We start from the raw sequence: 12,642 nt of genomic DNA, 5'->3' as shown, positions 1-12,642 counted from the left end.
GTGCCGTCAGCTCGTCCGGAACCGGATCCGCTCGTTGACGGCGTCGCACTTGGCGACGGCGTCGTCCGCGTCACGCCCGGAGGCGATGACGTACCCGGAGACGCAGTCGGCGACGGTCAGCAGCGGCGGCACGGTGTCACCGGGGCTCTTGCCGATGACGACGGCGACGTCGGTGTCCATGAACTCGTCGAGGTAGGGCAGGAACACGAGCGGCGTCTCGCCCGCCGGCACCTGCCGGACCTCGTCCGCGACGCCCTCCGGGACCTCGATCGCGCCGATCGTGCCCGGCTCCGGCGTGAAGAACCGCACCGCCGCCCCGCCCAGCGGCTCCGGCGAGGTCTGCGGCAGCTCGTCGATGCCGAGCGGCACGGTCAAAAACATCCGGTTGAGGTTCAGGCCGAACGCGCGGCGGACGAGTTCGGGGGCGCCGCTGCCGGCGAGGCGGGCGTGCGACTCCAGGACGCGCGGGCCGCGCGGGGTGAGCACGAACTCGCTGTGCGAGGGACCCTCGGTCAGGCCCACCGCGTCCAGGAACTTCGGCGTCAGCTCGCGCAGTTCGGCCAGCCACGGCAGGGCGTACCGGCTCGGCGTGCTGACCTCCCACTCCACGTACCGGTCGTTCATCCGGTACTCGGAGTACCCGATCGTCAGGTGCCGGCCCTCGTGCGAGAACGAGTCGACGCTGACGACGGGACCCTCCAGGTACTCCTCCGCGATCACCGAGGTGACGCCCGCCTCCGTCAGCGCCCGCCACGCCGGCTCGACGTCCTCGGGGCCGCGCACGAGGTGGATGTGCAGGCTCGCCACCCCGTCGACCGGCTTGACGATGATCGGTTCCTCGGTCTCGGCGCGGAACGCCTCGATGTCGGCGGCGCTCTCCACCATCCGGTAGCGGACGGGGCTCAGCCCGTGCTCGTGCAGCAGTTGCCGGGTGAGCGCCTTGTCCTTGAGGGCGCGGGCGGTCGCCTCGGTGACCCCGGGCAGGCCGAGCGCGTCCACGACGAAGCCGGTCGACTCCGCCGCCGGTTCCGTCGTCGTCAGGACGCGGTCGAAGGGCCGCTCGTCGTGCAGCGGCTTCAGCACGTCCAGGATGGCCTGGCCGTCGGTGAGGGGGGCGTGCAGGATGCGCTCGCAGTGCTCGGCCACGGCCGGGTCGTACGAGCCCTCCTCGTGGACGAGGACGACGTCGATGCCCAGCTCCTTGGCGCCGCTGACCGGCGCGGGCCGGCCGCCGATGACGGCCACGCGGTACTTGCCCATGACGTTCCCTTCGGTGGGACGAGAGTGTGGTGTGGGTGAGGTGCGCGACGGCCGTCAGGAGGCGTAGCAGCGGCGCAGCCAGCGCGCCGTCGTCGCGGGCCGGGGCGTGAACGCCTTGCGGCGGTGCAGCACCCGGTAGTTGTCGAAGATGAGGAAGTCCCCGGTGTCCAGGACGAGTTCGGCCGCCGGGATCGTGCCCAGGACGGCGGACCAGTCGTCCAGCGTCTTCTGCGCCTCCGGGGTGCGCCCGCTGGTCGTGCCCCGGTCGTAGCGCGCCCGGTGCCGGCCGTCAGGGCCGGTCTCCAGGACCGGCGCCCCGGACAGCGAACGGGTGGCCTCGCCGTCGTTGGAGTCCGGCGCGCCCACCACGAAGTCGGGGGCCATCAGCCCGAGCCGGGTCCGGGCGTCGAGCCGGACGACGACGTCGTCCAGCGCGGCGACCTCGGTGGGCACCCGCTCCTCGTTGCGCACCGCGTAGAACGTCAGGTACGGCGGCGTGTAGAGGCGGGGGTCCGAGCCGGGCGGCGCGAACGGCTGGTGCGGGTTGTCCGTGTGCCAGAAGAACTCCGAGTCCGCGCCCCAGGAACTCGTGGTCCCCGACGCCGCCGGGTTCGGCACGACGTTGCGGATGAGCCGGCCGTCGTTCTCGAAGCGCACCGCGAACGGCGTGCACTCCAGGAGGCGGATCAGGCCCAGGTGGATCGCGTTGGTGACGGCGAGTTCGGCCTCGTCGCCGAAACCGCTGACCGGGGTGGGCGGGAACTGCTGCGCGGGCAGGTTGGACAGCAGCAGCGCGTGGGAGCCGGTGGCCGTGAACACCTGGACGCGGTGCAGGATGTCCCCGGGCAGATGGCGGCGCAGGGCGTGCGCGCCGATCCCGGCGAGGATCGCGTCGTCGAGGTCCGACTCCAGGTCGGTCTCCGCGACCCGCGCGGAGATCTCCTTGCCCAGCAGGTCGCGGACGCTGTCCTCGACGCGGCACCGGGTGAACTGGAGCAGGCTGGGCACCGATGTCATCAATGTCTCCGTTCAGATCAGGGGGTGCGCCATCGCACGCCGCTCAGCGGGCCGGTGACGGGTCGGAGGGGATCCAGTAGGTGTCGCCCCGGTCGGTGCGCCGGGTCATGGGGTCGGCGACGAGCCGGCTCACCAGCCCGACCGGCGTGACGACCAGGCAGTACAGGAGCAGGAGCAGGAAGGTGCGCATGGGTGTTCCGTTCTGTGTGCGGTGCGCTGCGTGGGCGGGGTGGTGGTGAGCCGGTGGCGGGTCAGTCGAGGGGGATCTCGTCGCGCCAGTCGGACGCCTCGGACCAGGCGGGCTGCTCGTCCTTGACCAGCAGGAAGTTGCCGAGCGCCAGCATGTCGATGTTGGTCCGCATGAAGCAGGTGTAGGCGTCGTGCGGGGTGTTCACGATGGGCTCGCCGCGCACGTTGAACGACGTGTTGACCAGCACCGGGCAGCCCGTGCGCTCCTTGAACGCCGTCAGCAGCCGGTGGAAGTCGGCGTTGCTGTGCTCGGTCACCGTCTGCACGCGCGCCGAGTGGTCGACGTGCGTGACCGCCGGGATCGTCGAGCGCCGCACCTTCAGCAGGTCCAGGCCGCTCGCGCCGGTGTCCGCCGCCTCCGTGCGCTGGGCCGCCGCGACCTGCGAGACGACCAGCATGTACGGGCTGGACTGCGGCAGGTCGAAGTAGTCCTTCGCGTCCTCCTCCAGGACGGCCGGTGCGAACGGGCGGAACGACTCCCGGAACTTGATCTTCAGGTTCATCGCCGACTGCATCTCGGGGTTGCGCGGGTCCCCGATGATCGAGCGCGCCCCGAGCGCCCTCGGCCCGAACTCCATCCGCCCCTGGAACCAGCCGACGATCTTCCCCTCGGCCAGCCCGTCCGCGACCGCCCCCGCCAGCGCCGTCTGGTCCAGGCGCCGGTGCGGGATGCCGTGGGTCTCCAGGTACCGGGCGATCTCCGCGTCGTCGTAGCCGGGCCCGAGCAGCGAACCGCTCATCGCGTCCCGGCCCGTCGCGAGGTGCGTGCGCCGCGCGCCGCGCTCCATCGCCACGGCCTGCGCCGCGCCCAGCGCGCCCCCGGCGTCACCGGCGGCCGGCTGGATCCACACCTCGTCGAAGACCCCGGCGTCGATCACCTTGCCGTTGGCGACGCAGTTCAGCGCGACCCCGCCCGCCAGGCACAGCCGGGACTCCCCGGTGCGCTCCCGTGCGGTGCGCGCCAGCCGCAGCACGACCTCCTCCGTCACCGCCTGCACGGAGGACGCGAGGTCGAACTCCCGCTCCGTGAGCGGACTTTCGGGGGTGCGCCTGGGGCCGCCGAACAGCTTCTCGAAGCCCCGGCCGGTCATCACCTGGCCGCGCAGGTATTCGAAGTAGCGCATGTTCAGCCGGAACGAACCGTCCGCCTTCAGGTCGATCAGCTGCTCGCGGATCAGGTTCGCGTACCGGGGCTTGCCGTAGGGCGCGAGACCCATCAGCTTGTACTCGCCGGAGTCCACCTTGAAGCCGCAGAAGTAGGTGAACGCCGAGTACAGCAGGCCCAGCGAGTGCGGGAAGCGCAGTTCGGCCACCGGACGCAGCTCGTTGCCCCGGCCGTGCCACAGCGTCGTCGTCGCCCACTCGCCGACGCCGTCGATGCACAGCACCGCCGCCGACTCGAACGGGCTCGGGTAGAACGCGGACACCGCGTGCGACTCGTGGTGGCGGCGCACCGACAGCTCGGGCACCCTGCCCCGGCCCAGCTTCGCGAACTCCCTGCGCACCGTGTCGGCGGTGCGCAGCTTGCCGCCGCTGCCGAGCCACGCCGGCAGGGTGTCGCGGAAGGACGGCCAGCCGGTGGGGGCGGCGCCCGCGAAGGTCGCCAGCACCCGGCGGAACTTCAGGCTCGGGTCCTCGTAGTAGGCGACGGCCGAGATGTCGTCCAGGCTCAGGCCCGCCTCGTCCAGGCAGTACTCGACCGCGCGGGAGGGGAACGCCGAGTCGTGGCGGCGCCGGCTGAAGCGCTCCTCCTGCGCCGCCGCGACGGGCACGCCGTCGATGACCAGCGCTGCCGCGCTGTCGTGGTAGAAGGCCGATACGCCGATGATCCGCTCAGGCACCGGGGTTCCTCCGTCGGGTCGGGTCACCTGTCCGGTGACCGGATGCGTGTGTGTTCTTCACCTGCGGCGCCCGGCGAGGCGGGCCATGAGCCGTGCGCCGACGCCGCTCGGCGGGTTCAGCGAGCGGTATCCCGTGCGCACCCGGTCCCAGGTCTCCGCCCGGTTGCCGGGGCCCGGCGCCTCGGGCAGCGCGGCCAGCAGGGTGTCCACGGCGTCGGCCGCCCACGCGGAGTGGCCGGTGGCGACGTTGTCGATCGTGTTGTGGATGTCCACGAAACGGGTGCTGAAGCCGTACTCCTTCAGCGCGAGGCGCGCCCTGCGGTACGTGCCGCCCACGCCCGACAGCTCCATCGCCAGGTTCAGGCCCAGCACCTCCGGCAGGAACGTCTGCGGGAAGCGGCCCACGCACAGCCAGTACACGGGCAGTTCGAACGACTCGTCCCGGAAACCGGGCCAGCGCGCGAACTCCGGCGAATTCGTGGGCGGGAGATCGACGTCCATCTCTTTCAGGACCTCGCGGTAGATCAACGGATGATTGAGCGGCGGCTCACCATTCCCCAACTCGTCCCAATACGTCTCGAACAAGGAATGCCCGATAGCCGACGACGCCTGCTCATAATCCGTGAACCCCTGCAGCCAACTCCCGTCGATCAGCGTCAACGGCGCCGTCTGCACGGTGTCGTCCACCACCGCCTCCCGCGACGGCAACGGCACCGCCGCGTTCTGCGCGAACTCCGCCCCGTGCCGGTCGTGCTGCGCCTGCAACCACGGCCGCAGCCCCTCCCGCCCCCACCTCCCCGGCAACGGCCCCCCGCTCTTCCCCATCCCGTACCGCGACCTCGCCAGCCACCCGGCGACGTACTCCATCGCCCACTCCCGCAGCGCGGGGGTGTCGGTACGGCGCATCAGCAGGTGATAGGCGTCCCGGATATCAGCGGGCGCCCGCCCCGGATCGGGATGCCCGGCCCGGAGGCCGGTGGCGACGCGGGCGAGGAGGCGGGGGGTGTCGGGGGTGGGCATGGACTTGGGGGACGAGCCGGACGGGGTGCCGGTGCCGTCCTTGGCGGAGGTGTAGGCGGAGGTGGAGGCGGGCGAGCTGCCCGCGCCGCCTCCGACAGACCGGGCGCGCACCTCGCCCCCGGCGGGGGTGACGCGTGCCGCGCCTTCGCCGGGCTGGGCGTGTGCCTCGCCTTCGGCGGGGTCGGGTTGCGGCCGGCCTTCGGCAGGCCGGGGCTCCGCCTTGCCCCCGGCAGGGTCGGCGTGCGCCTCGTCCCCGGCGGGCTGGATGCGTGGCTCGCCTCCGGCCACTCCGGCGCCCGCGGCTGCCCCGGGTGTGGCGGCTTCGGCGGGTTGGACGCGCGCTGTGACGCCGGCCGTCGCGGTGCCGGTTGTCGCCCTGGGCGCGGCGGCTTCGGGTGAGGCCGTCGGCAGGGCGTCCGTCCCGGCCCCGGAGGAGGTCCCGGTCGCCGTGCGGCGGTTCTGTGTCTCTCCCTCCCCTCTCGCCTTGCCGCCCCGGCCCCCCACAGGACGCGGTGGCAGGGAGTCGATCCAGCGGCGGATGACGGCCAGGTCCTCGGGGGAGAAGACGCGGAACATGGGGCCGCGTTCGCTGATCAGGCCGCGGACCAGGGGGCTTGCCTGTGAGCGGCCGGGTTTGATGAGTTTGCTGGCGGCGAGGAGGTCGAGGAGGGGCGCGGGGTCGGTGCGGGCGTCGGCGAGCCAGGCGGCGAGGGGGCGGCCTTCGAGGAGGAAGCCGTGGTGGTAGACGGCGCCTTCGCGGGCGCGGGCCCGCATCAGCTCGGCCATGGCGTACGCGGGGTCGGCTGCCGCGACCAGCTCCGTGTGGAGGGTGTCGGACCAGGCGCGCAGTGCGCCCAGCGTCCAGCCGAATCCCGCCCGCACCGCGAGCCGTGCGCGCTCGCCCTCAAGGGCCAGCAGTTCGTCGACGGCGGTGAGGCACCGTTCGAGGGGCGGCGCGTCCTCGGGCCCCCGGGGCAGGGACGGGTCGACGGAGGCCCAGTCGGCGGACGTCGGCAGCGCGTCGCGGACCATCGCGAGGGCCGGCAGCAGCCCCACCGCGCGCAGACAGAGGTCCGCGCCGAGGAGTTCGCCCCGGAACTCGTCCGGCCGCCTGCTCATCGCGAGCAGCAGCGCCGGCAGGGCGAACGCCCCTTCGGGGACCCGGGGATCGGTGGTCAGCCGCGCCGTCGGCACCGCGTTCTCCGCGAGCCGCAGCCGCCGCAGCAGTGCGAGGAACGCGCTGCCACGGGACGCCTCGGGATGCCCCACGCCCACGTCGGACGCGTACAGCGCGAGGATCCGCAGCACCACCGGCTCCTCCGCGTTGCCGGGCGCGCTGAGCCACTGCAGCCACGCCCCGGACGCCAGGGACAGCGGCGCGCAGCCGAGCACGGCCCGCCGCACGAGTTCGTCGCGGTGCCCCTCGGGCGCGTCGGGCGCGAGCAGCGCACGAAACCGCGCGCGCTCGGCGTCCGCCCACGCGCCGGCCGTCCCGGCGAGCGCGCGGGGCGCGCCGTCGGCCGTGTGCCGGCGCAGTTCGGCGTGGATGTCGTGGAGGAAGCCCCCGGTGGGGACGGACGCCTCCGGGTCGGCGGCGTACGCGTACACCGCCCGTGCGGGCGCCTCTCGGGTCTGCATCGTCTCCCTCTCAGAACATGGGGTAGATCGACGCGTCGCTCTGGGCCTTCTTCTTGCGCCCGAAGAGCTTCGCCAGGATCCTGCGGACGAACGACATGAGTGAAGTCACCTTCCTGGTAGGGGAGTGGGCGGTCAGGACAGGGCGAGGGAGTCGGCGAGCAGCCGGCTGACGATCTCCGTGCCGTGGTCCGTGAAGTGCGCGCGGTCCACGTACAGCCAGTCGCGGTCCGTCACCTCCTGCGCGACGACCGGGCTCAGGTCGAGGAAGCGCACGTCCTGCGCCTTGCACGCCTGCTCCAGCGCGGCGGCGTACCGGCGCCCGGTGGCGATCGTGGCGATGTCGCCGTACAGCTCCCAGAAGTTGGAGACCTCGTCCAGCTCGCCGAAGACCGCCCGCTCCTGCGCCGAGCCGGTCTCGCGCACCCACGTCGCCAGCGGCTGGAGCACGTAGGTGATCCGCGCCCCGGTCGGCGCCGCCAGCAGTTGCAGCGAGGCGAGGTGCTGGGAGGTCAGGTCGACGGCGTAGGCGATCCGGTCCGCGAGCGGTGGCACGACGTGGCCCTCGCCCTGCGCCGGGCCGCCGGGCCGGCGTCCGAAGCCGCGCTTCTGCTTGCGGTGCCGGGCCCGCAGTTCCTCCATCTGCTCGAAGTACTCACCGCAGTTGAAGAACGCGCCGTGCGCGCCGCGCTGCGCGTCGGGCAGCCGGCTCAGCGCGAGGTCGTTGAGACCGGAGAAGACGACGATCTCGTCGATCTCCGGCAGCAGGTGCCGGTGCGTCAGGAACAGCAGCAGCTCCTGCATCGAATTGTGGCTGCGCCCGGCGAAGTTGAGCCACGGCAACGAGGGCGCGTACCGCGACCACAGGCGGGACGCCATCGTCGTCGCGTCGCTCGTCGCCCCGATCCCGAACGGCGTGGAGCTGCCGGCCAGCAGCCGCACCGGGCCCTTCGGCAGGTTGTCGACGGACGCCTGCGTGCCGTTGCCGACCGACATCCGGAATCCGAGCCGGTCCGTGTTGATCGTGTCCGAACGGTAATTGGCCCGGTGGAAATACATCAGGTACGGCAGATACCGGGTTTCCGCCCGGTCGTCGAAATCGTCGTAGCGCAACATCTGTGGAGTCAGCATTTCCCGCTGCGTGGTCGACACAGGGCTGCCTTTCGAATGGAGGGAGTTCACGTGTTTCTCTCTTTATCGCGGCCCTTTTCGAGGCATGGGAAGCCTCTCAGCGCCCCGGCAGTGGATCAATCGGGTGTCAGGAGCGAGAAGGTGTAGTGCGGTTTCCTGCAGGGCGAGCAAAGCGCCGGAAAAAGGGGCGAAACGGGTTCCCGGGGTGGTTCGCGCCGTGAAACCATCGACGCGCGAAGGCAGTTCACCCGAGGACGAGTGGAGTGTGGAGCGTGACGCGGGTACTGGTCGTCGGCGGCGGGATCGCGGGGACGGCGGCGGCGCTGGCCCTGGCCAAGGCGGGGCTGGACGTCGAGGTGTTCGAGGCGCGTCCCGAGTCGGCGGAGGACAGCGGGGCGTTCCTCACGCTGGCCAGTAACGGGATGCGGGCGCTGCGGGAGATCGACGCGCTGGACGCCGTCACCGCGATCGGGTTCCCGCTGCGGACGATCCGGGTGCTGGAACACACCGGCGAGGAGGCCGCGCACGTCCCGATGGGCGACCCCGCGCTGAACTTCCGGTGCCTCAGACGGGGCGAACTCAACGCCGCGCTCCAGTCGGAGGCGCTGCGGCGTGGCCTGCGGCTCACGTACGGCGCCCGGTTGACGTCCGTGTCGGAACAACCCGACGGTGTCACCGCCCACTTCGCCGACGGCACCACCGCCACCGGTGACCTCCTCATCGGCGCGGACGGCCTCGGCTCCACCGTCCGCCGCACGGTCGCCCCCGGCGCCGCCCCGCGCTACGCCGGCCAGCACGTCTTCTACGGCTGCACCAAGGGCATCCCCCCGTCCGCCCCCACCGACTGCTTCACCATGATCCGCGGCGGCCGCGCGGCCTTCGGCTTCGCCTGCTCACCGGACGGCGAAACCTACTGGTTCGCCCGCGTCACCGCCCCCGCCCTCACGCCGCAGGCAATCAGCTCAGGCACCCCGGCCACTTGGCGAGCCCACCTAGCCCCACTCCTGACCGGGGCCGGGGCCGGGGACGGGGCTGGGGCCGGGAGCGGGGCTGGGGCCGGGACCGGGAACGGGGCTGGAGCCAGGGCTGGGGCCGCGAGCGGGAGCGGGGCTGGGGCTGGGAACGGGAGTGGGGGCGGGGCCGGGGCCGGGTATGGGGCCGGGAGCGGGAGCGAGGTCGGGGCTGGGGCTGGGACTGGGAACGGGAGTGGGGGCGGGGCCGGGTATGGGGCCGGGAGCGGGGCTGGGGCCGGGAGCGGGAGCGAAGTCGGGGCTGGGGCTGGGGCTGGGGCTGGGGCTGGGGCTGGGAACGGGAGCGGGGCCGGGGCCGGGGTCGAGGTCGGGGCCGGGGCCGGGGCCGGGGCCGGGAACGGGGCTGGAGCCGGGGTTGAGGCCGGGAGCGGGGTCGGGGTTGAGGCCGGGAGCGGGGTCGGGGCTGGGGTCAGGAGCGGGGTCGGGGACGCCACCCCCGCCCCCGCGATCGTCGCCGCCACCCACGACCACCTCATGGTCACCAACGCCACCGAACTCCCCCTCGCCATGCCCTGGCGCACCCCCCGCACCCTCCTCCTCGGCGACGCCGCCCACGCCGCCGCCCCCGCCACCGGCCAAGGCGCCTCCATGGCCCTCGAAGACGCCGTCGTCCTCGCGAAATCCCTCCGCGACCTCCCCGACCTCACCTCCGCCCTCGCCCACTACGAAGCCCTCCGCCGCCCCCGAGTCGAACACAACACCGCAACAAGCGCTGCCCTCTCCCGAGCCCCCCCAGCCCACGACCCCAACCAGCCGCCCCACCGCCAAAACCCGCCCGGGGGACGACACCCTGGCGGAACTCCTGGCTTGGGAGGGGGATATCGCACGCTTCGCCTAGGACCGGGATCCGGGGCCGGGGACCGGGGGTGGAGGGTGGCGTGTCGGTGGGGCATGCTTGGCCGGGAGCCGGGAGCCGGGAGCCGGGAGCCGGGAGCCGGGAGCCGGGAGCCGGGAGCCGGGAGCCGGGAGCCGGGAGCCGGGAGCCGGGAGCCGGGAGCCGGGAGCCGGGAGCCGGGAGCCGGGAGCCGGGAGCCGGGAGCCGGGAGCCGGGAGCCGGGAGCCGGGGCGGTCGATGGTTGGGGCCGTTGCTGGAGAGGTGGCTGGTGGTGAGGTGTTCGGTGCTGTCGGGAGGCCTGCGGTGACTCCGCGATGGCGAGGGGGCGGCGTAGGTCGGGTGGGTGGCGCCGGTGCCGTCGCGGGGTCCGGATCCGGTCACGTCCCGTTGGGTGGTGTACCGGCGTGGTGCCGGTGACTCCGCGGGCCGGCCCGCTGGGTCGATGTCGGCGCGTCGGGGCGCTGGTGCCGGTGAGCAGACCACGCCGTGGCCGGGCGGGCCGGCGGGCGCCGCTCCGGTTCCGGGCGGGGGGCAACGGCCCCGCATCGCCGCACCACTCGGCGGGACACCATGCCGGATCCGGCGTGTGCCAGGCGATTCACGCGGGGCGCGCCGGCCAGGAAAGCGGCGACCTGCGGGCGGGAGCCGGGCAGCCTCAGCGGCCACGGTCACCGGTGCCGTTGTCTCAGGGCCGCATCCCCCGGATCGTCACCGCCAGGTAGCGGCGGCCGGATTCCAGGCGTTCCTGTTGGTCCTCCGTGTGGATGTTGGCCGCGTAGGCGATGCCGCACATGAGGGGGCGGAGGTCTTCCCAGGTGATCTCCTCGCGGACGATGCCGGCGGTGTGGGCGCGGGTGAGGAGGTGCGCGGCGAGGGTGTCGAGGGTGGTGGTGAGTTCGGTGGTGTGGGGGAGGACGTTGCGGGGGGCGGAGCGGACGGCGGTGATGGAGGGGTCGGTGAGCTGCGCGTCCATGGTCGAGTGGAGGAAGCCGGTGAGGGCGCGCCAGACGTCGTCCTCGGCGAGGGCCTGTTCCGCGCGGGTGACCAGCGCTTCGAGGCCGGGCGTCGCCACCGCCTCCATCAGGGCCTCCGGCGTAGGGAAGTGCCGGTAGACGGTGGCGACCCCGACGGACGCGAGCCGGGCGACCTCGTTGAGGTGGAGAGGGCTGCCCTCGTCCACGAGCCGCCGCCCCACCTCGGCGATCCGCTGCCAGTTGCGGGCGGCGTCCTTGCGCATCGGTGCGGTGGTCATGAGGGCCAGCATAACCGGATGGGTCATCTGGTTACGCTACAGCCCGGCGGATACATCATCCGGTTCATGAGGAAGGCGCGCACGTCTTCATCACCGGACGGCACAAGGACAGGCTCGACGACGCGGTGGCCGAGATCGCCCGCGCCGCGACCGGCGTACAGGGCGACGCGGGCGACCTCGCCGACCCCGTCATCGAGCCACTGGGCGCTTACGCCCGCGTCTGGCCCGTCGGACTCGCCGCCCGCGGCATCCGCGTCAACGTCCTGCACCCCAGCCTGTACTGCCAGTACCCCCCACAAGTGGGGTTTCCCGCCCCGCCCGCACCGCAAGGCACACAGAACGAGGAGAGTCGGGTCATGCGCGGAGTAGTGATGCACAAGGCTGGTGACGTCCGGGTCGAGGAGCGTGACGACCCGAAGATCGTCGATCCCACCGACGCGATCGTCCGGCTGACCGCGACCTGCATCTGCGGGTCGGACCTGTGGCCCTACCGGGGCATCGAGCCCGCCGACGGCACACTCATGGGCCACGAGTACGTCGGCGTCGTCGAGGAGGTCGGCGACGCGGTGACGACCGTGAAGCCCGGGGACTTCGTCGTCGGGTCGTTCGTCATCTCCGACAACACCTGCGAGATCTGCCGGGCCGGCTTCCAGTCGAAGTGCGTGCACGCCGAGTTCGTGCACGGCGGCATCGGCACCCAGGGCGAGAAGGCCCGCATCCCGCTGGCCGACGGCACCCTGGTCGCCACCCCGGGGCAGCCCGACCCCGAGCTGGTCCCCGCGCTGCTGGCCGCCTCCGACGTCCTCGGTACCGGCTGGTTCGCCGCCGTCGCCGCCGAGGCGGGCCCCGGCAAGACCGTCGCGGTCGTCGGGGACGGCGCGGTCGGCCTGATGGCGGTCCTCGCGGCGAGGCGACTGGGCGCCGAGAAGATCATCGCGATGTCCCGCTACCCCGAGCGCCAGGAGCTGGCCCGCTACTACGGGGCCACCGACATCGTCGAGGAACGCGGCGACGCGGGCGTCGAGAGGGTCAAGGAACTCACCGGCGGGCTCGGCGCGCACTCGGTGATCGAGGCCGTCGGCACGCAGGAGTCGTTCATGCAGGCCGTCGGCGCCACCCGGGGCGGCGGCCACCTCGGCTACGTCGGCGACAACCACGACGTCTCCATCCCCGGCATCCAGCTCTTCTTCGCCGGCATCCACGCCCTCGGCGGCCCCGCCCCGGTCCGCCGCTTCCTCCCCGACCTCACCCTGCCCCTGGACCAGGCCGCCGAGGGCTGCAAGGCGATGGACGAACGCCGCGCCACCAAGGTCCTGCTCACCGTCTAATGGCGCTGACCCTGGTCACCGGCGCCGCCGGCGGACATGACGT

9 protein-coding genes are annotated in these 12,642 nt (G+C 73.0%); 2 read left to right on the top strand and 7 right to left on the bottom strand.

Features of this window, described 5'->3' with window-relative positions; translation table 11 throughout:
- Window positions 1–6 precede the first annotated feature (6 nt).
- The 6 genes from IAG44_RS03955 to IAG44_RS03930 form a co-directional block, all read right to left on the bottom strand.
- Window positions 7–1,260 (bottom strand): ATP-grasp domain-containing protein, encoded by a 1,254-nt coding sequence (locus IAG44_RS03955; RefSeq protein WP_187745736.1) that lies wholly within the window; start codon window positions 1,258–1,260, stop codon window positions 7–9.
- Between the two features lie 54 nt (window positions 1,261–1,314).
- The gene (locus IAG44_RS03950; protein ID WP_246561444.1) at window positions 1,315–2,277 is read right to left on the bottom strand and encodes a TauD/TfdA family dioxygenase; all 963 of its coding nucleotides are present in this window, start codon (window positions 2,275–2,277) and stop codon (window positions 1,315–1,317) included.
- A gap of 43 nt (window positions 2,278–2,320) precedes the next feature.
- Complete coding sequence (locus tag IAG44_RS03945; protein ID WP_187745735.1) at window positions 2,321–2,467, bottom strand: hypothetical protein; 147 nt, start codon at window positions 2,465–2,467, stop codon at window positions 2,321–2,323.
- 61 nt (window positions 2,468–2,528) lie between these two features.
- Window positions 2,529–4,367 carry a carbamoyltransferase family protein gene (locus tag IAG44_RS03940; protein WP_187745734.1) on the bottom strand — a complete coding sequence of 613 codons (1,839 nt, stop codon included), beginning with the start codon at window positions 4,365–4,367 and terminating at the stop codon, window positions 2,529–2,531.
- A 57-nt stretch (window positions 4,368–4,424) separates the two neighbouring features.
- Entirely contained in the window at window positions 4,425–7,025 is a 2,601-nt protein-coding gene (locus IAG44_RS43210) for an iron-containing redox enzyme family protein (RefSeq protein WP_246561442.1), read from the bottom strand.
- Window positions 7,026–7,157: 132 nt separating this feature from the next.
- Window positions 7,158–8,153 (bottom strand): SGNH/GDSL hydrolase family protein, encoded by a 996-nt coding sequence (locus IAG44_RS03930; RefSeq protein ID WP_187745733.1) that lies wholly within the window; start codon window positions 8,151–8,153, stop codon window positions 7,158–7,160.
- A 272-nt stretch (window positions 8,154–8,425) separates the two neighbouring features.
- Between IAG44_RS03930 and IAG44_RS44690 the strand changes: the two genes are divergently transcribed.
- Window positions 8,426–10,294, top strand: a complete 1,869-nt coding sequence (locus tag IAG44_RS44690; protein WP_425508418.1) for an FAD-dependent oxidoreductase — start codon at window positions 8,426–8,428, stop codon at window positions 10,292–10,294.
- 410 nt (window positions 10,295–10,704) lie between these two features.
- Here the strand turns inward: IAG44_RS44690 and IAG44_RS03920 are convergent, their stop codons facing one another.
- On the bottom strand, window positions 10,705–11,298 hold the full coding sequence (locus tag IAG44_RS03920; protein WP_246561440.1) for a TetR/AcrR family transcriptional regulator: 594 nt from the start codon (window positions 11,296–11,298) through the stop codon (window positions 10,705–10,707).
- A gap of 329 nt (window positions 11,299–11,627) precedes the next feature.
- On the opposite strand from IAG44_RS03920, the gene IAG44_RS03915 reads away from it, so the two are divergent.
- Window positions 11,628–12,599, top strand: a complete 972-nt coding sequence (locus IAG44_RS03915; RefSeq protein ID WP_223006863.1) for a zinc-binding dehydrogenase — start codon at window positions 11,628–11,630, stop codon at window positions 12,597–12,599.
- The last annotated feature ends 43 nt before the right edge of the window (window positions 12,600–12,642 follow it).

It is taken from the genome of Streptomyces roseirectus (genome assembly GCF_014489635.1).
GTDB lineage: Bacteria > Actinomycetota > Actinomycetes > Streptomycetales > Streptomycetaceae > Streptomyces > Streptomyces roseirectus.
The sequence above is the reverse complement of the archived record's forward strand: the minus strand, read 5'-3'. Positions and strand labels throughout refer to the sequence as shown.

What these genes read in the sequence shown, in the direction of transcription:
- IAG44_RS43210 (WP_246561442.1), bottom strand. Translation starts at nt 7,025, where the DNA reads ATGCAGACCCGAGAGGCGCCCGCACGGGCGGTGTACGCGTACGCCGCC.
- IAG44_RS03955 (WP_187745736.1), bottom strand. Translation starts at nt 1,260, where the DNA reads ATGGGCAAGTACCGCGTGGCCGTCATCGGCGGCCGGCCCGCGCCGGTC.
- IAG44_RS03930 (WP_187745733.1), bottom strand. Translation starts at nt 8,153, where the DNA reads ATGCTGACTCCACAGATGTTGCGCTACGACGATTTCGACGACCGGGCG.
- IAG44_RS03945 (WP_187745735.1), bottom strand. Translation starts at nt 2,467, where the DNA reads ATGCGCACCTTCCTGCTCCTGCTCCTGTACTGCCTGGTCGTCACGCCG.
- IAG44_RS03950 (WP_246561444.1), bottom strand. Translation starts at nt 2,277, where the DNA reads ATGACATCGGTGCCCAGCCTGCTCCAGTTCACCCGGTGCCGCGTCGAG.
- IAG44_RS03915 (WP_223006863.1), top strand. Translation starts at nt 11,628, where the DNA reads ATGCGCGGAGTAGTGATGCACAAGGCTGGTGACGTCCGGGTCGAGGAG.
- IAG44_RS03920 (WP_246561440.1), bottom strand. Translation starts at nt 11,298, where the DNA reads ATGACCCATCCGGTTATGCTGGCCCTCATGACCACCGCACCGATGCGC.